Below are 19,437 nucleotides of genomic sequence, written 5' to 3' on the forward strand. Positions count from 1 at the left end.
ACTCACCCACTCCCGCACTTCCGCACTTCATGCTGGACCGTCGTTCCATCGCCGTACAGCAGTCCCGAGACCGATGTCGACCCCCGCATTCAAGATCGCTCCGCCCCCGCCGGGGCCCAGCGCGTTCACCGACCGCACGCCGCCGTACTCCGCCGAGGCGGAGATGGCGGTGCTGGGCGGCATGCTCATCGACCAGGACGCGGTCGTGCGCGCGGTGGAGCTGGTGGACGACAGCATGTTCCACCGCGAGGCGAACCGCCGCCTCTTCCGCTCGCTCGTGCGCATCTGGCAGCGCGGCGACGTGATCGACGAGATCACCGTCACCGACGACCTGAAGAAGGCGGGCGACTACGAGGCGGTGGGGGGGGTGGCGTTCCTGGCCAGCCTGCTGGACGCGGTGCCCACCGCGGCCAACATCGAGTACCACTGCAAGATCGTCCGCGAGAAGGCCATCCTGCGCCGCCTGATCGAGGCCAGCACCTCCATCATCCAGGAGACGTACGCCTGGCAGGGCGAGGTAGAGAACCTGATGGACCTGGCCGAGAGCCGCATCTTCCAGCTGGCGCAGAGCAGCGACCGGCGCGGGTTCGTGTGGATCAAGGAGATCCTGTGGCCCACGTTCGAGAAGATCGAGCAGCTGCAGGCCAACCAGAGCGCCATCACCGGCGTCCCCTCCGGCTTCCACGACCTGGACGAGCTCACCGCCGGCTTCCAGTCCAGCGACCTGGTCATCGTGGCCGCCAGGCCGTCGATGGGGAAGTGCCTGGCGTTCGATTCCGAGATCGTGCTGGACGACGGCTCCATCGCCACCATCGAGGAGCTGTACCGCCGCCGCTCGGCGCGCCTGCTGACGCTGAACGACGGCTGGAAGCTGGAGATGACGGAGCCCAGCGCGTTCGTGGACGACGGCGAGAAGCCCGTCTTCCGCGTCACCACGCGCCTGGGCCGGCAGATCGAGACGACGCTCACGCACCCCTTCCTCACCATCGACGGCTGGAAGCGGCTGGAGGAGATCCGCGCCGGCCAGCACGTCGCCGTCCCGCGCCGGATCGGCGTCTTCGGCAGTCGGGAGATGCGCGAGTGCGAGGTGAAGCTGCTCGCGTACCTGATCGGCGATGGCGGGCTGACCCGTGCGGCGCCGCGACTCGCGCGAGCCAGTGCCGCAGTGCGGGCTGATTTCGCGAAAGCCGTAGACGATCTCGCCGATGCTCCGGTGCCAGCCGGAGTGGGTGCGATTTACGCCGAATCGGCCGGGGTCCTGCTTACGATGGAAACCGGCAGGGGCAAGACGTGTTCGTTCGCGGCTCTCGCTTCGTCCGTGAGGAACCGCAATGGCGACAGTGCTTGCTGGGACCAGCTCGCGAACCTCGTGCTCCATGAGGTGGAGCAGGACGAGGCGCACGTTCCCGCTCCGGTTTTCGAGCTGAACCGGGAATCGATCGCGCTCCTGCTGAATCGGCTCTTCTCCTTGCACGCCTACGGTGTGGCTTCACCGGATGGTCCGGCCGTTGTTTTCCGCAGTCCGAGCGAACGGCTGTCGCGCCAGGTGCAGCACCTTCTGTTGCGGTTCGGCATCCTCTCCGCTCGCGCCCGTTGGGACGATTGGCAGGTGATGATCTCCAATCCGCATTCGTTGCGCCTCTTTGCGTCGGAAGTGGGAGTTTTCGGCCATCAGCAAGACCTCGCCGAGTTCGCAGCCGCTGCGGACGCACGGCCCGTCGCCGCGCGGTCGAGCGACACGCCGGCCAGCGACGTCTACTGGGACGAGGTGGTGGCGATCGAGCCGGTGGGGGTGAAGCAGGTGTACGACCTGACGGTCCCCGGCACGCACAACTTCGTGGCGAACGACGTGTGCGTGCACAACACCGCGTTTACGCTCAACATCGCGCAGCACGCGGCCATCTCGGCGCAGAAGCCGGTCGCGTTCTTCTCGCTGGAAATGAGCAAGGAGTCGCTGGTGCAGCGCGTGCTCTGCGCCGAGGCCCGCGTGGACGCCAGCCGCCTGCGCCGCGGCCGGCTCACCGACGACGACTACGCGCGCCTGGCCATCGCCGCCGGGCACCTGAACACCGCGCCGATCTACATCGACGACACGCCCGGCATCTCGGTGCTGGAGATGCGCGCCAAGGCGCGGCGCCTGAAGTCCGACCGCGACGACCTGTCGATGATCATCGTGGACTACCTGCAGCTGATGGTGGGCGCGGGGAAGACCGAGAGCCGCCAGCAGGAGGTGTCGGAGATCTCCCGCGGGCTGAAGGCGCTGGCCAAGGAGCTGAACATCCCCGTCATCGCCCTCTCCCAGCTCTCCCGTGCCGTGGAAAGCCGCCCCGACAAGCGTCCGATGATGTCGGACCTTCGTGAATCCGGAGCCATCGAGCAGGACGCGGACGTGATCATGTTCCTGTATCGCCCCGAGTACTACTTCGGGCCGGTGGACAAGGAGGGGAACAGCCTGGAGGGGAAGGCGGAGCTGATCATCGGCAAGCAGCGCAACGGGGCCACCGGCTCGGTGCCGCTCTTCTTCCGCAAGGAGTTCACGCTGTTCGAGAGCATGTCCAGCGCGCGCAGCGAGGACTGACGCCGGTGCCGAAGACGAAGACCGCCTTCTTCTGCCGCGAGTGCGGCAACGAGACGCCGCGCTGGGAGGGGCAGTGCCCCGCCTGCCGCGAGTGGAACACCCTGGTCGAGGAGCCCGCCGCCCCGAAGCGCTCAGCCTCTTCCGGCGCGCCGGTGAACCGCGCGGCAACGGACGCGGTGCCGGTGCGGCTGCGCGACGTCGAAGGGACGGAGCGGCGGCGGTGGACCACCGGGCTGGGCGAGTTCGACTTCGTCCTCGGCGGCGGGATCGTTCCCGGCTCGGTCGTGCTGGTCGGCGGGGAGCCGGGGATCGGGAAGTCGACGATCCTGCTGCAGGTGGCCGCGCGCCTCGAAGCGGCCGGGCTGCGCACGCTGTACGTCTCCGGCGAGGAGTCGGCGCACCAGGTGAAGCTGCGCGCCGAGCGGCTGGGCGAGCACGCGGCGGACGTGACGCTGCTGGCCGAGACCGAGCTCGACGGCATCCTCCTGCGCGCGGCCGAGGGCGGTCCGCAGGTGCTGCTCATCGACTCCATCCAGACCGTCTACTCGCCGTCGCTGGAAGGCGCGCCGGGGAACGTGGGGCAGGTGCGCGAGTGCGCGGCCCGCCTCCAGCGCTTCGCCAAGCAGACGGGAACGGCGGTCTTCCTGGTCGGCCACGTGACCAAGGGCGGGGGGATCGCCGGGCCCAAGACGCTGGAGCACATCGTGGACACGGTGCTCTACTTCGAGGGCGAGGGCGGCGTGGACCACCGCGTGCTGCGCGCCACCAAGAACCGCTTCGGCGGGGTGGACGAGATCGGCGTCTTCCGCATGACGGCCGAGGGGCTGGTCCCCGTCCCCAACCCCTCCGAGCTGTTCATGGGCGACCGCCAGGCGAGCGCCTCCGGCTCGGCCGTGGTCGCGGCGATGGAGGGGACGCGGCCGCTGCTGGTGGAGGTGCAGGCGCTGGCCGCGAAGGCCAGCTACGGCGCGCCGCAGCGGGTGAGCACGGGGCTGGACCACAAGCGGCTCTCGCTCCTCCTGGCCGTGCTGGAGAAGCGCGCCGGGATCCCTTTCGGCCAGCTGGACGTGTTCCTGAACGTGGTCGGCGGGCTGCGGCTGGCGGAGACGTCGGGCGACCTGGCCGTGGCCGCGGCACTGGCGTCCAGCGTGTACGACCGCCCCGTCCCCGCGGACGCCGTGTTCATCGGCGAGCTGGGGCTGGGCGGCGAGGTGCGGCCGGTGGGGCAGATGGAGCGCCGCCTGGCCGAGGCCGCGCGGATGGGCTTCTCCGCCGCGTATCTCTCCCCCCGCGCCGTGCCGCGCACGCTGCCGGCGGGGATTCGCGTCATCCCCACCGAGGACGTCCGCAGCCTTGTCCGCAACGCCTTTTCCTGACCCGCCTTCGGCGGAGTACGGAAGTACCGGAGTACGGGAGTACGACGGGGCTTCGGCATCGGCCGCGGCCATCGTCGTCGCGGGCGGCTCGGGGCGGCGCATCGGCGGGCCGGTGCGGAAGCAGTATCTCCTGGTCGCCGGGCGCCCCGTCCTCCTCCGCGCCATCCTCCCGTTTCTCCATCATCCCCGTATCTCCCAGGTCATTGTCGTGCTGCCGCCGGAGGACGCGGAGAATCCGCCCGCGTGGCTCGCAGACCTCGACGTGCGCATCGCCGCCGGGGGCGCGGAGCGGGGGGATTCGGTGTGGAACGGGCTGCGGGAGGTGGGGGGGGATGCGGAGATCGTGCTGGTCCACGACGGCGCGCGGCCGTTCGTGGACCGCGGGACGATCGACCGCGTGCTGGATTCGATCCCTGCCATCGCCGCCGTGCCGGTGACGGACACGATCAAGGAGGTGGATGGGGAGGGGACAATCACCGCCACCCCCGACCGCGCGCGGCTCTGGCAGGCGCAGACGCCGCAGGGGTTTCCGCGCGCCGCGCTGATGCGCGCGTACGAGCGGGCGCGGGCCGAGGGCGTGGCGGCGACGGACGACGCGGCGCTGTACGAGCGCTACGCCGGCCCGGTGCGCGTGGTGGCGGGATCGCCGCGCAACCTCAAGGTCACGCGCCCCGAGGACCTGGCCGTGGCCGAGGCGCTGGCCCTTGCAGCGGACGGCGCGGCGGGTGAAGTTTACGGTTCGGCCTGATCCACACGGCGCGGCGCCCCATCTACCGAAAACCGGGCGCCGGGCGGAACGACGGAGGCTCGAAGTGCCCACAGCGGACGACCGCGACGCCCCGGGAGTGCAGATGAGCGATCAGCAGCCCGGGGCCGAGACGCCGGCGACGACGACCTTCAACCTGCTCTTCGTCTGCACCGGCAACACCTGCCGCTCCCCGCTGGCGGAAGGGATCGCGCGGGCGGAGATCGCCCGGCGCGGGTGGCGGAACGTGCAGGTCGCGTCCGCCGGCCTTTCCGCGCGCGACGGCGACGAGGCCGCGCGCGAGGCCGTGGCCGTTGCCGGGCGCGAGGGGATCGACCTCACCGGCCACTCCGCGCGCCGGCTGACGAAGGACATCGCCCGCTGGGCGGACCTGATCCTGGGGATGGGGCCGGGCCACCTGGCCGTGCTGGACCGCCTGGGCGCCGGCGAGAAGGCGAGCACGCTGGGCGACTTCGCGGCCGGCGCGGAGGGCGAGGGGCGGCCGGTGCCGGACCCGTACGGCGGCAGCGAGGCCGTGTACCAGGAGACTTTCCAGGAGCTGCGCGGGCTCATCGCCGCCGCGCTCGACCGGCTGGCGCCCATCCTGGCGCCGTGACGCACCCCGTTACCGCGGCCACCCGGGTGCTCGCGCTGCTGGGCGACCCCGTCTCGCACTCCCTGTCCCCCGTCTTCCAGAACGCCGCCATCCGGGCCCTCGGCCTGGATGGCGTCTACGTTGCGCTCCGCTGCTCCGCGGACGACCTCCCCGGCCTCGTCCGAGGGCTGGCGCTCGCGGGCGGCGGCGGCAACGTCACCGTGCCGCACAAGGGCGCCGCGGCGCGCGCGGTCGACCGGCGGACGGAAGCCGTGGAGGCGACCGGCGCCTGCAACACCTTCTGGCTGGAGGACGGCGAGGTGTGGGGCGGCAACACCGACGTGGACGGCGTGACCGCGGCCATCCGCTCGCTGATGGGGCGCTCGATCGCGGGCGGGCGCGTCCTGCTGGTGGGCGCGGGGGGCGCGGCGCGCGCGGCCGCCCACGCGCTGGCGAAGCACGCCGCGCGCGAGGTCGTGGTCCTGAACCGGACGGCGGAGCGGGCGCGGGAGATGGAGCGCTTCGCCCGCCCGGGCACCACGGTTCGCGCCGCGTCGTCGCTCGCGGAGGTGGGGGCGGACGGGTTCGACCTGGCCATCAACGCGACGTCGCTGGGACTGAAGCCGGGAGATCCGCTCCCGCTGGACCCCGCCGCCGCGCCGCCGATCGACGCCGCGCTGGACCTGGTCTACACGCGCACGGGCGAGACGGCGTGGGTGCGGGCCATGCGCGAGCGCGGCATCCCCACCGCGGACGGCACGGAGATGCTGCTGCAGCAGGGCGCCGCCGCCTTCCATCGCTGGTGGGGCGTGGACGCGCCGGTCCGGGCGATGCGCGACGCTCTCGCATCTCCCTGAATCCCCCAACCGCATTTCCCAGAGGCACGGAGACGCAGAGACACGGGAGAGCTCACCGCGCTCCTCCGTGCCTCCGCGTCTCCGGGTGAAACGTTTGTTCAGCGCGGCAGTGTCCCGAAGGGGACGGCGGCGCCCGCGGGCTCGACGTTGGGAACCATCTCCTCGATGAAGAGGATGTGGTCCACGTTCAGGACGGCGTGGTCGAACCGCTCGCCGGTCGCGGGGCAGGCGGCGCCGGTGACCGAGAGGAAGCCCTTCAGCGTGGACAGGTGGTCGGCCAGGCGCGTGCCGGGGGCGCGGTGGAGATTTCCCTCCAGCACGCGGCCGGTGCTCAGGTGGATGCGGTGCGGCTGCGGGCGCCGGTTCCCGACCATCGAGGGCGTGGAAGGCGCGGCGGGGCGCACCGGCGGGGCTGCTCTGGCGATCACGGTGTAGTTGTCCTGCAGGAGACGACGGAGGGGGAGATGACGATCCCCCGCAGGGCAAGCGGCGCGCCGGGGCGGATCTCTCCGCGTAAGCCGATGCAGGACGATGGGTTACGGGAGATGCGAAGAGGCCGGACACGCGAAGGCGGAGCGTCGATTTCTTCGACACTCCGCCTCTGTCTTGTCCGTGGATCCCAGTCGCCGCGCGCGAAAACGCGGCGGCGTCGGGAAATCGGACGCCGCCAGCGCCTACTTGCGGCCCGGGTCGCGGAAGACGTCCGCGAAGCGCCGGCCGTCGCCGCCGCCTCCGCCGGGACGGCGGCGGGGGGTGCCGGGGGCGTCGTGCCGGGCGATCACGCGGTTGGCCACGGTGGCCGCCACGTGCTCGTCCATCGGCAGCATCTCGCCGTACAGCTCCAGCGCGCGGTCGATGTCCAGCTCGTCGCCCAGGATCTCGAACATGTCGAGCACGTTGTGCACGTGCGTCTCGATGATCGCCTCCTCGCTGCGGGCGGCCACGATCAGCAGCTTCCGTTTCGCTTCGGCGCTCAGGCGGCGGCGGCGCAGCCAGTCGAACATGTCCTCTCCCCGGGTGGTATCAGATGCGCAACAAGGTGAAATCTGTCTGGGGCAGGGCAGGGTCGCAAGTGCGGCCGGAACGGGGCGCCGGGGGGTGGATGGAGATTGCTGCCCTGCTTATATTTGGCCGGGCAGCCGCCTGAATGGACGCCGCCCCGCCTCGTAGTTCCCCGCCAACCTGGCCGGGCTGCACTCTCCTTACTGGTTTCTAGCGGCATGGGCACCTCATTCCTCAGCGCGGAAGAGTTCGACGAGCAGGCGCACCGGCTGTACGAGTCGGGAGAGTACGACGACGCGCTGGACGTGCTTCGCGACGGGCTCCGGCACCACCCGGACTCGGCGCTGCTGCACGTGGGGCTGGGCTACGTGCGCATCGCCCGCGAGGAGTACGCGTGGGCGCGGCTCTCGTTCGAGGAGGCACTCGATCTCGACCCCGAGTACGAGGACGCGTGGGTGGGCCTGGGCGAGACGCTGCTGAAGTTCGGCCGGGTCGACGAAGCGCTGAAGTGCTTCTCCACGGTCGATGCCATGGGGCTGCACGACGACCTGGAGCTGGGGCTGACCATGGGGCGCGCGCTGTACCGCGAGGGGCTCTTCGCCGAGGCGCGCACCCGCTTCACCGCGCTGGCGCACGGGCACCCCGACAGCGCCGAGGTGGCGGCGGCCCGCGGCTACACCCTGCACGCGCTGGGCGACGACGTGGGCGCCCGCCGCGAGCTGCGCCGCTCGCTGCGGCTGGACGGCACCCTGCACGAGGCCCGCATCTACCTCAGCCACCTGCTGCACGACCGCGGCGACGTGGCCGGGGCGCTGCGCGAGCTGGAGAAGGTGCCGCCCGCCGAGCACTGGGACACGCTCTCGCTCTGGCGCTTCGTGGAGCTGAAGTGCGCGGTTGACCAGGTGCGCGACGACGACGACGTCTTCATCCCCTGGAAGGAGCGCATCGCCGAGCTCGAGGCCGACCCCGACGACATCGACCACCTGCTGGCCGAGGTCGAGTCGTCGTTCGAGGGGGCCGAGGAGGAGCCCGCGCAGCCGCTGGAGCTGTCGGCGCAGATCGACTTCATCATGCGCATGCTGACCCCGGCGGGCGAGGCGCGCGAGGGCGGCATCGACGGGCACCGCGTGCGCACCGCCGAGGGCACGGTGTTCGAGGGGACGTGGGAGGAGATCGTGGGCGGGATGCGCGACCACGCCGACCCCACGCTGCAGGTGAGCGTGTTCATGCGCCGCGCGGCGCGGCAGATCCGCGAGCGCACCGGCCGCACCGTGCCCACCGAGAGCCCCGAGGCGTTCGTGAAGGCGGCGGCCCGGCTGGGGCTGCTGAAGATCGAGGCCTGAGCCCGGAGCCGGGGATGGCGCGGCATCGCCGCGGGATCGGAAACGTGAGGGCCGTCCGGCCCGCGCCATGGGGGCGCGGGGCCGGACGGTCCGTTTTGTGCTTGGAACGGGCCGCATGCACGATCCGGAGAACACGCTGAAGCCGCTGCGGGGGGTGGAGGGCGACGTGATCGCCCTGCGCACGGGGCAGGGCGGGGCGGGCGGGGTGGTGCGCATCGCGCGGGCGGCCGAGTCGGTGCTGCGGCGCATGCTCCGCGACGACCCCACCGCGCCGGTGGACCTGCGCCTGCGCGCCCTGTCGCCCGACGACGTTCCCACCGGCACCCTGCTGGCGGAGCTGCGCCGGCGCGACCGGCTGCCCATGGAGCTGGCCGCGTCGTTCCACGAGCTCTCCGCCGCCGCCAACCGCCTCGCGACGGAGGGTGGGGATGCGACGCCGCGCGACGTGGAGGTGGCCGTGGCCGCGGCCGACGGGCTGGAGCAGCACGTCCTCTCCAATCCCTACGAAGCCCGGCTCGAGGACCCCGTCCTCACCCCGCGCGACGAGACGCTGATCCCCCAGTCTCCCGAAGACCCGGAGCCGGTGCACGCCGTTCCCACGGCCGGCCGGATGCGCTCGCCGCTGCCGTGGGTGCTGGGCGCGGCGGGGCTGGTGATCGCCGCGCTGCTGGCCGTGCTCCTCCTGCGCGGGCGCGGTCCGGACCCTCTGCGCGAGGCGACCACGGCGTACGGCAAGGGCGACACGGCGCGGGCCTTCGCGCTCTTCCTGGACGCCGCCAGGGCGCACCCGAAGTCGGCCGAGCCGCACTACTACATGGCGCAGATCTACCGGCTGAAGCGGCGCCCGCAGGAGGCCGCGCGCGAACTGCGCGAGGGGCTGCAGCTGGCGCCGGACGACGCGCGGCTGCACACGGAGCTGGGCTACCTGATGCTGGACCAGGGCAGCGCCCCTCAGGCCGCCGAGCGCTTCAACACCGCGGTGCACCTGGACTCGAGCAACGCGCGGGCCTGGGCCGGGCTGATGACCGCCTTCCGCCGCTCCGGCCGGCCGGCCGAGGCCGACCGCGTGCTTGCCCGCGCCCCGGTGGAGGTCCGCTCGCTGATCAGCAGCGTCCGCGCCGACACGGCCACGTACGCCGCGCCCGCCGTCCCCGCGCCGGGCACCGTCGCCGCGCCGGGAACGCAGCCGGGGATGGCGCCGCAGACCGCGCCGGCGGGAACGTATCCCCCCGACACCTTCGGCACCGTCGCCGCGCCGCCGCTGCAGCCGTAGAGCCGGGTCGGGAAAGACGGAGTTCACGCAGAGAGGCAGAGCCGCAGAGGGAACTCCTCCGCGGCTCTGCTTCATGGACGGGGACGCGGCGACATTAGCGCACGCGCGCCGAATCCGTTATCCTACCGGCAGTTCCACCAACTCTCGCACCTTCGCACTCTCGCACTTTCGCACCCCCTGGGCCATGGACTCCATCGACCGCCTCTACCGGCGGATCGCCGACGTGCTCCTGCGCGAGCCCGGGACGGCCGTCACGGTGGGCGACCTGTACCAGCACCTGGTGCCGTACCGCACGGTGCGCTCGGAGCTGGGCTTCGGCGAGCTGGCCGAGTACGAGCACGCGCTGCTGCGCCTCCTTTCCGGCGAGCGCGACTACCTGGTGGTGGAGCGCGCCGACGTGCAGGAGGAGTTCCAGCGCGAGCTGCGCACGCCCAACCCCATCCTGGGCATCTACCGCGATTATGCGGACGTGGGCGTCTACCTGAATCCGTACGCCCCCGAGGTCCCCGCGCTCGACCTTACCGCGCCGCCGGCTTCCGCGCCCGCCGCGGCCCCGGCGCAGAGCTCCGCGATGGCCGCCGCGCTCGCCCGCAACGGCGACGCCGACGCGCCGGGCGTGGTGCTCGACGTCACCGCGCCCGAGCGGGCGGCGACCCCGGGGACGCCGGTGGCGCCGGCAGCGAGGCCGAAGCTGAAGGCGTGCCCCGGCTGCCGGTCCACGCTGCCGCCGGGGCGCGAGGTGCGCTTCTGCCCGTTCTGCGGCAAGTGCCTGGCGCCCATCCCCTGTCCCGAGTGCAGCACGGTGGTGGAGCCGGAGTGGAAGTTCTGCGTGATGTGCGGCTGGCCGCGCGACGCCGCGCCGGTGCCGCCCCCGCCGGAACAACGATTGCGGTAGCGCGAGCGAAGGTTCTACGAACCCGCGGCCCCGAGCGGCGCCGCGGGTTCCGCTTGGATGGCTCTTGCTGTGGATGGCGGATGTCGATCGGAAGGCGGGGCGGGATGCTGGTGCTGGCGGCGATGCTCTCCGCGTGCGGCCGCGGCGGCGACGCGGGGAAGGGGGATGCGCCCTCCACTGCGAGCGGCGCTCCCGCGGCGGACGCGAAGCAGGACAGCGAGCCGGAGAGCTCCGGCCGCACGCTCTACCTCCGCGCCTGCGTGATGTGCCACGGCGAGCGCGGCGCGGGAACGCAGCTCGGCTCCGCGCTGAACGACCGCGCGCGCACCGTCGACGAGGTCGTCCGCGCCGTTGCCGCCGGCGTCCCCCAGGCGGAGCCGCCCCGCACCCCCATGCCCGCCCGCGGCGACGGCGCCTTCACCGACGCCGAGGTCCGCACCGTCGCCGAGTACGTGCACGGCCTCGCGCGCTGACGACTCGTTGGTCGCGCTCGGCCGGACAGGCGGCCGGTGCTGCCCTGCTGCGTCGCGTCTCCGCTGCATCCGCGCCGCCCTCTCCCCGCGCCTGAGAGCGCTCGCCCTCTCCCGTTCCGGGCGAGGGGGCTGTCCAGCGTCCGCGCGGCCTGCAAACCCCGCTAACGCTGAATTTTCGGCGTGCCGGTGATGCCGGATGGCTACCTCTCCCGGTACGGGAGAGGTGGACGGCCTGGGCCGGCCGGAGAGGGCGCGATGCCGGAGGGCGCGAGCCGAAGCTTCTCCGTGCGCTGAGGTCCCATCCCCATAGCATCCAGCACGATTTCTAGCGCCTCCCCACCTGCCCCGGTATCTTCCCGCCCTTCCGAATCACCCCCGAAACTCGAGCGGCGGAACAGAGACATGGCGCGGATTGCGGTCATCCCCGGCGACGGCGTCGGCAAGGAGGTCACCCGCGAGGCGGTGAAGGCGCTGCGCGCGCTGGAGGCACACGGCGGCCCCGCGCTCGACATCGTCGAGTGGCCGCACGGCGCCGACCGCTACCTGGAAACCGGCCAGAGCATCACCGACGCCGAGTTCGCCGACCTGGAATCGAACTACCAGGCCATTCTCCTGGGCGCGCTGGGCGACCCGCGCGTGCCCGGCAACGAGCACGCGCGCCAGATCCTGCTGGGAATGCGCTTCCGTCTGGACCTGTACATCAACTTCCGCCCGGTGCGCCTGTACCACGAGCGGCTCACGCCGCTGAAGGGGAAGACGGAGCGCGACATCGACTTCGTCATCTTCCGCGAGAACACCGAGGGCGTGTACGTGGGGATGGGCGGCACCTTCAAGCAGGGCACGCCGGACGAGGTCGCGATCCAGGAGGACGTGAACACGCGCACGGGCGTGGAGCGCATCATCCGCGCGGCGTTCGACCACGCGAAGGCGAACGGGCTGGAGCGCGTGACGATGTCCGACAAGGCCAACGCGATGGAGAGCGCCGGCGGCCTCTGGCGGCGCGTGTTCAAGCAGGTGTCGGCCGAGTATCCGGAGATCCAGACCGAGGCGCTGTACGTGGACATGCTGGCGATGGACCTGGTGCGCCGCCCCGAGCGCTACCAGGTGATCGTGGCCGGCAACCTGTTCGGCGACATCCTCTCGGACCTGGGCGCGGGGATCGCGGGCGGGCTGGGGCTCACCGCGTCGGCCAACATCCACCCCGGCCGCGTGTCGATGTTCGAGCCGGTGCACGGCTCCGCGCCCGACATCGCCGGGCAGGACAGGGCCAACCCCTTCGCCGCGGTCCTCACCTCCGCGCTGATGCTGCGCCACCTGGGCCACCGCGAGGCCGGCGACCGGCTGGAGAACGCCGTCCGCGCCTGCATCCTGGCCGGCGAGACCACCGCGGAGCTCGGCGGCACCCTCGGCACCGCGGCCGCGGGGGATGCGATCGTGGCGCGGCTGGAGAATTCCTGAAACCCCCGCGCCGCTCCGCTGGTATAGGACCGGGCCCCGCGCGGCATGCGCGGGGCCCGGTCCGTTCTCCCATCGCCCGCCTACCCGGATCCACGATTCCGATGCGATACATCTCCATCACCGCCGCCCTCGCGATCGCGGCGCTCACGGCGGGCGCGGCGCGGGCGCAGGCGCCGGACGCCGCGCGGCTGGCCGAGCTGTACCGGGCGCACGACTGCTTCACCGCGCGCGAGGCGCTGGGCGCGCCGGCCTCGCCGGCGCCCGAGCTGGCGTTCTACCGCGGCTGGGTGGCGGCGGCGTTCAACCGGCCGGACAGCGCGGCGGCCCAGCTGCGGCGCTTCCTGGCCTCGCCCGCGGCGGCGGGCGACGCGGAGCGGCGGCAGGCGGCCGAGAAGCTGCTGGCCGACGTCCTGGTGCGCGAGGGCCGCTACGGCGAGGCGGCCGATGCGTACGCGCGCGTGGCCGAGTCGGCGGCGGACAGCGAGAAGGCGGACTTCGCCAACAACGTGGCCCTCTTCGGCGCGCTGCGCGACGTCCCCGCGCAGACGGTGTCGTTCGCGGGCGACGTGGACGTGCCCACGGCGCGCGACCGGGCCAACCTCATCACCCTGCCCGTGACCGTCGGCACGGCGAGCGAGAATTTCATCTTCGACACTGGCGCCAACCTCTCCACCGTGGTGGAGTCGACCGCGCGGGCGCTGGGGCTGCGGAGGGTGGATCAGGGCGTCCAGGTGGGCTCCGTCACCGGCGCGCGTACCACGGCGCACCTCGCGGTTGCGCCCGAGCTGCGGATCGGCGCGGCGACCGTGCGCAACGCCATCTTCCTCGTCTTCCCCGACTCGGCGCTCGCGTTCCCGCAGATCGGCTACCAGATCCACGGCATCCTGGGCCAGCCGGTGATCGCCGCGCTGGGCGAGGTGACGCTGACGCGCGACGGCCGCTTCCTCGTTCCCGCGCGGCCCTCGCCGCCGGCAGCCGGCGCGGAGCCCAACCTCTGCCTGCACGAGCTGGACAACCTGGTCCGCGTCACCGTGGCCGGGGAGCCGCTGATGTTCGGCTTCGACACGGGAGCGCAGACGTCGCATCTCTATCCCCCGTACTACGAGGCGCACCGCGCGCAGGTCGAGGCGGGGACGCTGAAGGAGGTGCACATCGGCGGGGCGGGGGGGATGCGGACGCTGCGCGCGTACACGGTCGCCCCGTTCGCCCTCACCATCGGCGGCCGGACGGCCACGCTGCCGGACATCGAAGCCACCACCGAACCCACGGGCGAGCGCAGCCGCTACGCCGCGGGCGACATCGGCCAGGACGTGATCGGCCGCTTCGCGGCGATGACGATCGACTACCGGGCGATGCAGCTGCGGTTCAGGTAGACGAAGTGCGAGGGTGCGAGAGTGCGAGAGTGCGTTGGTGATGCGTGCCGCGCGGCATCGATGATGACCGGGCGCGGTGCTCGCCGCGGGCTCTCTCCCCGCGCCTTGGAGCGCTCGCCCTCTCCCGTACCGGGCGAGGGAGGCTGCCAATCCTCCGGCGGGGCCTGCAACCTCTGGTCACACCGGAGCTTTCCTGTGCCGGTGATGCGTGAAAGCTACCTCTCCCGGTACGGGAGAGGTGGACGGCCTCGGCCGGCCGGAGAGGGCGCGAGGCCGCGGCCACGCACTGAAGCGTCTCCCCACATCTGAGGTTCACCTCCGCACTCACGCACTCACGCACTTCCGCACTCACCCACGCACTCGTCGTGAGGATCGGAATTACGCGATTGGCCGCCTTTCCCGACGTGACGGAATGTCGCGGCGGGGAGGGGCGGGACTTGCGCAAAGTGGCTTGATGCAATAAGATGGACGGCATTCGTTGCGCGCGCGGGTCCATCCGGAGCCGCGCGGACGAACGCCGCAAATCCAGCCGCGAGGACGACTTCCGTTCCGCGGCACCGCTCCGCATCTCCAACGCTCCAGAAAGCCGCGACGGCGCCGGAATCGCTCCGGTGCCGCCGGGCCATGCGTTTCAGGGATCCGGGGCGGTTTTCATCTCCATCCATGATCGGGGCCACGCGCCCCGGGAACTCCCGCCCACCATGCGCAGACCGCTCGCCCTTGCCGCCGCCGCGCTCTCCCTCTGGGGGTGCTCGTCTTCCGACTCCGGCACGCACACCAGCGTGGCCAGCTCGGTGTCCGTCTCGCCCAACGCGGTGACCTTCGAGGCGCTGGGCGCCACGCGCGTGGTCCACGCCTCCGTCCGCGACCAGGACGGCCAGGCGATGGGCGGCGCGTCGCTCTCGTGGTCGTCCAGCTCCGCGGCGGCCACCGTGGCCGGCGCGGGCGGCGACAGCGCGATCGTGACCGCCGTGGCCAACGGCTCGGCCACCATCACCGCCACCTCCGGCAGCGCCGCGGGCACGGCGAGCGTGAGCGTGGCGCAGGCCGTGGCCGCGGTGCAGAAGACGCAGGGCGACGCGCAGTCGGGCTCGGCCGGCGCCGCGCTGGCCACGCAGCTGCGCGTGAAAGTGGTGGACTCGCGGGGCGCGGGCGTGGCGGGCCAGACGGTGACCTTCGCGGTCACCTCGGGCGGCGGCTCGGTGAACCCGGCCACGGCCACCACGGGCGCCGACGGCACGGCGGCCACCACTTGGACGCTGGGGCCGGGGAACGCGGGCGGGCAGGTGGTGACCGCCACCGTGGGCGCGGCCGGGGGCGTGACCTTCACCGCCAACGTGAACGCCGGCACCGCGGCCTCGGCGACGGCCGCGGTGGGCGCGGGGCAGACCTGGCAGGTGGGCGCGGCGGTTCCCACCCCTCCGGGGGTGAAGGTGACCGACGCCTCGGGCAACGCCGTGGTGGGGCTGACGGTGAACTTCTCGGTGACGGCGGGCGGCGGGTCGATCACCGGCGCGCAGGCGGTTACCGACGTGGCCGGCGTGGCCTCGGTGGGAAGCTGGACGATGGGCGCCGTCCCCGGCGTGAACACGCTGACCGCGACCATCCCCGGCACCGCGCTGCCCCCCGTGGTGTTCAACGCCACCGCCCTGACCGCGGTCGCCGGAAGCGTGGCGGCCGTGCACGGGAGCGGCCAGGCCGCGATGGCCGGCACGGCGGTGCAGACCGCCCCCGCGGTGGTGGTGAAGGACGTGCTGGGGAACGTGATGCCGGGCGTGCCGGTGAGCTTCGCGGTCACGGCGGGCGGCGGCACCGTCGCCTCGGCGACGGCCACCACCAACGCCAGCGGCGTGGCCTCGGTGGGGTGGACCGTGGGCGGCCTCGCCGGGCCCAACCGGATGTCCGCCAGCATCTCCGGGAAGCCGGCGGTGAACTTCAGCGCCGTGGGGTGCTCGGGCGGTGGCGGGTCGGGGTACGCCATCACCCTCTGCTTCACCACGTCGATGACGACGTCGCAGCGGGCGGTGTTCGAGAGCGCCGCCGCGCGCTGGGGCGCCATCGTCACCGGCGACCTGGTGAACGTGCCGGGCGACGTGGCCGGGGGGACCTGCGGGAGCGGCTCGCCCGAGGTGAACTTCAACATCGACGACCTGGTGATCTTCGCCGCGATCGAGGACATCGACGGGGCGGGGCAGATCCTGGGCTCGGCGGGGTGGTGCTACCGCCGCGACGCCGGGCTGCCGCTGGCGGGGCTGATGCGCTTCGACGCGGCCGACGTGGCCATGCTGGAGGCCGGGGGCCAGTTCGGGTCGGTGATCCTGCACGAGATGGGGCACGTGCTGGGGATCGGCTCGCTCTGGAACGCCTTCGGGCTGCTGCAGGACCCGTCGAGCGGGATCGCGCAGGACACCTGGTTCAGCGGCACCAACGGCCTGGCCGGCTTCAACGCCATCGGCGGGGCCACCTACACGGGCGGGCAGAAGGTGCCGGTGGAGAACACCGGCGGCGGCGGCACGGTGAACTCGCACTGGCGCGAGTCGGTGCTGGCCAACGAGCTGATGACCGGCTTCCTGAACGGCGGCGGCCCCAACCCGCTCAGCCAGCTGACGGTGCGCTCGCTGGCCGACCTGGGGTACTCGGTGGACGTCACCCAGGCCGATCCGTTCTTCCTCACGCTCTCGGTGCGCGGGTCGAAGTCCGGCACCAGCGGCCCGAAGCTGCAGCTGGTGAACGACGTCTACACCGGCCCGCAGTACCTGATGGACCGGCGCGGCCGCGCCACCCGGATCCGCTGAAGGGCGCGCGGATGAAGGCGCCGCGGCGGCTGGCCATCACCCTCGCGCTGGGCGGCGGGGCGTGGACCTGCCAGCGCGCGGCGCCCGCCCCCGCGACGCCGCCCGCGGCATCGACGGCGTGCGCGCCGGCGGAAGGCACGCTCCCCGCCGATGCGCGGACCGACGCGCTGGCGGGCGACTTCGCGGTGACGCTGGTGGCCACGCGCGGGCCGCGCACCGGGCACGCGGCCGCGGGAACGCTGCGGCTGGCGCGCTACGCGGCGGGCGCGGGGCCGTCCATCGAGGCCCGGCCGGACGTGCGCTACCCGGCGCACGGCGCGGCCTCGCTCCCGCTGGACAGCGTGGGGGCCGAGGCGCCGGGCGACATCGCCATCGCCTCCGCGTCGCGCCCGGGTGTGCTGGCGATCGAGCAGCGCGGGGGCGAGGGAACGCGGCTCATGCTGCGCTTCGGCGCGGAGGCGAACGGCGCGGGGCCGCAGCGGTTCGACGGCAGCTACCTGGCGCTGTACGTGGATGCGCTCTCCGCCGATCGCTTCTCCGGGCGCTGGAGCAGCGGCGTGGCCGAGCGCGAGGCGGGCGGCCACTTCTGCGCGGAGCGCGTCGCGGCGCGGTGATGCCGGTCCATGGGCGACGGGGATGCATCTCCCGGCGCCGGAAAACCGAACGATCGGCGGGGATGCGGGTATCACCGCCGCAAGCACGGCTCCGGCCGCGCATCCGGAAGCTGTACACACCGCGGGCACCGCTGCCCGCGGTGTGTTTTTCTGTCCGTCCGTCCATCCCATCGGGGCGCAGGCCGGATCCGTCCGCTCCCGCGTTGAAGCCATGATCTCCGTATCCAACCTCGAAAAGTCCTACGGCGACCGGGTGCTGTTCGCCGATGCCGCGTTCCAGCTGAACCCCGGCGAGCGCTACGGCATCGTGGGCGCCAACGGCAGCGGCAAGACCACGCTGCTGCGCATTTTGAGCGGCGACGCCGAGGCCACGCGCGGCACCGTCTCCATCCCCAGGAGCGCCCGGATCGGCGTGCTGCGGCAGGACCACTTCCTGTACGAGAACGAAGAGATCCTGGGCGTGGCGCTGATGGGGAACCCCGAGCTGTGGGACGCCATCGTGCAGAAGGAGGCGCTGCTGGCCCGCGCGCACGAGGAGTTCGACGCCGAGCGCTTCAGCGAGCTGGAGGAAACGGTGCAGCGTCTGGACGGCTACACCGCCGAGGCGCGCGCGGCCACCATCCTGGAAGGACTCGGCCTCCCGGCGGAGATCCACCGCCAGCCGCTGTCGGCCCTTTCCGGCGGCTTCAAGCTGCGCGTCCTTCTCGCCCAGGTGCTGGCCGGCACGCCCGACGTGCTGCTGCTGGACGAGCCCACCAACCACCTGGACATCCTCTCCATCCGGTGGCTGGAGAAGTTCCTGCACGACTTCGAGGGTCCGGTCGCCGTCATCTCGCACGACCACCGCTTCCTGGACAACGTTTCGACGAGCATCCTGGACGTGGACTACGCCACGGTGACGCTGTACCGCGGCAACTACTCGGACTTCCTGGAGCAGAAGGTGGAGGACCGGGAGCGGAAGGAGAAGGAGATCGAGGGGCGGCAGAAGGAGATCGCGCACCACCAGCAGTTCGTGGACCGCTTCAAGGCCAAGGCCAGCAAGGCGCGCCAGGCGCAGAGCAAGCTGCGGATGATCGAGCGGAAGGCGGCGGAGCTGGAGGAGCTGCCGGGGAGCTCGCGCCGGTATCCCAAGTTCCGCTTTCTGCCGCGGCGCACCAGCGGCAAGGAGGTGCTGAAGATCTCGAAGGTGAAGAAGGCGTTCGGCGAGAAGGAGGTGCTCCCCGGCGTGAGCCTGCAGGTGAACCGCGGCGACCGCCTGGTGATCATGGGGCCCAACGGGATCGGCAAGTCCACGCTGCTGAAGATCCTGGTGGGCGACCTGGCCGCCGACGAGGGCACGGTGGAGTGGGGGTACGAGACGCACCCCGGCTACTTCGCGCAGGACCACCACGAGCAGCTGGACGACATCGACAAGACGGCCGAGCAGTGGCTGTGGGACTTCGCGCCGGGGAAGGACCGCGGCTTCGTGCGCGGGCACATGGGGATGATGCTGTTCTCGGGCGACGACGGCGAGAAGCGCCTGGCCGCGCTCTCGGGCGGCGAGGCGGCGCGGCTGGTGTTCAGCCGGCTGGCGCTGGAGCAGCCCAACGTGCTGGTGCTGGACGAGCCCACCAACCACCTGGACCTGGAGTCGATCGAGGCGCTGGTGGCCGCGCTGCAGACGTACGAGGGAACGCTGATCCTGGTGAGCCACGACCGCTGGTTCGTGAGCCAGCTGGCCACGCGCGTGGTGGAGATCAGCCGCGCCGGAATCCGTGACTTCCTGGGCACCTACCCGGAGTACGTGCACGCCTGCGGCGACGACCACCTGGACGCGGACACCGTCGTGCTGAAGGCGAAGCGCGAGGACAAAAAGGGGAAGAAGCGGGAGATGGTGGGGGCGTAGCGCCGATCACCTTCATCCGCCCGGATCGATTTGCGCCCGCGCTGCCAGATGGCGGCGCGGGCGCTTCGTATCGCAGGAGTCGAGTTCGTGCGGTCCTGCCACGATCCGTCAGCCGTGGTATGTTGTTCTGGACGCACGCGGGATAGCTTTCGCGCGTCCATTCACGTCAACAGCG

At 72.3% G+C, this 19,437-nt stretch carries 16 protein-coding genes; 14 read left to right on the plus strand and 2 right to left on the minus strand.

Translation table 11 applies throughout. The features are described from left to right. The first annotated feature begins 73 nt into the window (after positions 1-73). From dnaB to aroE, 5 genes are all read left to right on the plus strand, one after another. Positions 74-2,578 carry a replicative DNA helicase gene (gene dnaB / locus VLK66_RS05940; protein ID WP_325308463.1) on the plus strand — a complete coding sequence of 835 codons (2,505 nt, stop codon included), beginning with the start codon at positions 74-76 and terminating at the stop codon, positions 2,576-2,578. Positions 2,579-2,583: 5 nt separating this feature from the next. Beyond that, entirely contained in the window at positions 2,584-3,954 is a 1,371-nt protein-coding gene (gene radA, locus VLK66_RS05945) for a DNA repair protein RadA (protein ID WP_325308464.1), read from the plus strand. Continuing rightward, a complete protein-coding gene (gene ispD / locus VLK66_RS05950) occupies positions 3,932-4,702 on the plus strand; it encodes a 2-C-methyl-D-erythritol 4-phosphate cytidylyltransferase (RefSeq protein ID WP_325308465.1) in 771 nt (256 codons plus the stop codon). The genes radA and ispD overlap by 23 nt, the downstream gene beginning before the upstream one ends. Positions 4,703-4,805: 103 nt before the next feature. After that, positions 4,806-5,315 carry a hypothetical protein gene (locus tag VLK66_RS05955; protein ID WP_325308466.1) on the plus strand — a complete coding sequence of 170 codons (510 nt, stop codon included), beginning with the start codon at positions 4,806-4,808 and terminating at the stop codon, positions 5,313-5,315. Further along, a complete protein-coding gene (aroE, locus tag VLK66_RS05960) occupies positions 5,312-6,151 on the plus strand; it encodes a shikimate dehydrogenase (RefSeq protein ID WP_325308467.1) in 840 nt (279 codons plus the stop codon). Before VLK66_RS05955 ends, aroE begins: the two co-directional genes overlap by 4 nt. 98 nt (positions 6,152-6,249) lie before the next feature. Here aroE and VLK66_RS05965 read toward each other — a convergent pair whose 3' ends face one another. Then, the gene (locus VLK66_RS05965) at positions 6,250-6,579 is read right to left on the minus strand and encodes a hypothetical protein (protein ID WP_325308468.1); all 330 of its coding nucleotides are present in this window, start codon (positions 6,577-6,579) and stop codon (positions 6,250-6,252) included. Between the two features lie 246 nt (positions 6,580-6,825). Further along, positions 6,826-7,155 (minus strand): hypothetical protein, encoded by a 330-nt coding sequence (locus VLK66_RS05970; RefSeq protein WP_325308469.1) that lies wholly within the window; start codon positions 7,153-7,155, stop codon positions 6,826-6,828. Positions 7,156-7,371: 216 nt separating this feature from the next. Here VLK66_RS05970 and VLK66_RS05975 point away from each other — a divergent pair, with 216 nt between their 5' ends. The 9 genes from VLK66_RS05975 (at position 7,372) to VLK66_RS06015 (ending at position 19,262) form a co-directional block, all read left to right on the plus strand. Further along, entirely contained in the window at positions 7,372-8,496 is a 1,125-nt protein-coding gene (locus tag VLK66_RS05975) for a tetratricopeptide repeat protein (protein WP_325308470.1), read from the plus strand. Positions 8,497-8,611: 115 nt separating this feature from the next. Further along, positions 8,612-9,769: a tetratricopeptide repeat protein gene (locus VLK66_RS05980; protein ID WP_325308471.1), complete on the plus strand. Its 1,158-nt coding sequence runs from the start codon at positions 8,612-8,614 to the stop codon at positions 9,767-9,769. Between the two features lie 184 nt (positions 9,770-9,953). Next, a complete protein-coding gene (locus VLK66_RS05985) occupies positions 9,954-10,664 on the plus strand; it encodes a zinc ribbon domain-containing protein (RefSeq protein ID WP_325308472.1) in 711 nt (236 codons plus the stop codon). An 80-nt stretch (positions 10,665-10,744) separates the two neighbouring features. Beyond that, positions 10,745-11,137, plus strand: a complete 393-nt coding sequence (locus VLK66_RS05990; protein ID WP_325308473.1) for a cytochrome c — start codon at positions 10,745-10,747, stop codon at positions 11,135-11,137. A 402-nt stretch (positions 11,138-11,539) separates the two neighbouring features. After that, positions 11,540-12,595: a 3-isopropylmalate dehydrogenase gene (locus VLK66_RS05995; protein ID WP_325308474.1), complete on the plus strand. Its 1,056-nt coding sequence runs from the start codon at positions 11,540-11,542 to the stop codon at positions 12,593-12,595. A gap of 101 nt (positions 12,596-12,696) precedes the next feature. Continuing rightward, positions 12,697-13,968, plus strand: coding sequence for an aspartyl protease family protein (locus tag VLK66_RS06000; protein WP_325308475.1), 1,272 nt, complete (start codon positions 12,697-12,699; stop codon positions 13,966-13,968). A gap of 701 nt (positions 13,969-14,669) precedes the next feature. Next, positions 14,670-16,763 (plus strand): leishmanolysin-related zinc metalloendopeptidase, encoded by a 2,094-nt coding sequence (locus tag VLK66_RS06005; RefSeq protein ID WP_325308476.1) that lies wholly within the window; start codon positions 14,670-14,672, stop codon positions 16,761-16,763. Between the two features lie 11 nt (positions 16,764-16,774). After that, a complete protein-coding gene (locus tag VLK66_RS06010; RefSeq protein WP_325308477.1) occupies positions 16,775-17,377 on the plus strand; it encodes a hypothetical protein in 603 nt (200 codons plus the stop codon). Positions 17,378-17,588: 211 nt separating this feature from the next. Then, positions 17,589-19,262, plus strand: coding sequence for an ABC-F family ATP-binding cassette domain-containing protein (locus VLK66_RS06015; RefSeq protein ID WP_325308478.1), 1,674 nt, complete (start codon positions 17,589-17,591; stop codon positions 19,260-19,262). The last annotated feature ends 175 nt before the right edge of the window (positions 19,263-19,437 follow it).

This window comes from Longimicrobium sp., from assembly GCF_035474595.1.
Lineage (GTDB): Bacteria > Gemmatimonadota > Gemmatimonadetes > Longimicrobiales > Longimicrobiaceae > Longimicrobium.

What these genes read in the sequence shown, in the direction of transcription:
- dnaB (WP_325308463.1), top strand. Translation starts at nt 74, where the DNA reads ATGTCGACCCCCGCATTCAAGATCGCTCCGCCCCCGCCGGGGCCCAGC.
- VLK66_RS05955 (WP_325308466.1), top strand. Translation starts at nt 4,806, where the DNA reads ATGAGCGATCAGCAGCCCGGGGCCGAGACGCCGGCGACGACGACCTTC.
- VLK66_RS05970 (WP_325308469.1), bottom strand. Translation starts at nt 7,155, where the DNA reads ATGTTCGACTGGCTGCGCCGCCGCCGCCTGAGCGCCGAAGCGAAACGG.
- VLK66_RS05975 (WP_325308470.1), top strand. Translation starts at nt 7,372, where the DNA reads ATGGGCACCTCATTCCTCAGCGCGGAAGAGTTCGACGAGCAGGCGCAC.
- VLK66_RS05980 (WP_325308471.1), top strand. Translation starts at nt 8,612, where the DNA reads ATGCACGATCCGGAGAACACGCTGAAGCCGCTGCGGGGGGTGGAGGGC.
- VLK66_RS05985 (WP_325308472.1), top strand. Translation starts at nt 9,954, where the DNA reads ATGGACTCCATCGACCGCCTCTACCGGCGGATCGCCGACGTGCTCCTG.
- VLK66_RS05990 (WP_325308473.1), top strand. Translation starts at nt 10,745, where the DNA reads ATGTCGATCGGAAGGCGGGGCGGGATGCTGGTGCTGGCGGCGATGCTC.
- VLK66_RS05995 (WP_325308474.1), top strand. Translation starts at nt 11,540, where the DNA reads ATGGCGCGGATTGCGGTCATCCCCGGCGACGGCGTCGGCAAGGAGGTC.
- VLK66_RS06000 (WP_325308475.1), top strand. Translation starts at nt 12,697, where the DNA reads ATGCGATACATCTCCATCACCGCCGCCCTCGCGATCGCGGCGCTCACG.
- VLK66_RS06005 (WP_325308476.1), top strand. Translation starts at nt 14,670, where the DNA reads ATGCGCAGACCGCTCGCCCTTGCCGCCGCCGCGCTCTCCCTCTGGGGG.
- VLK66_RS06010 (WP_325308477.1), top strand. Translation starts at nt 16,775, where the DNA reads ATGAAGGCGCCGCGGCGGCTGGCCATCACCCTCGCGCTGGGCGGCGGG.
- VLK66_RS06015 (WP_325308478.1), top strand. Translation starts at nt 17,589, where the DNA reads ATGATCTCCGTATCCAACCTCGAAAAGTCCTACGGCGACCGGGTGCTG.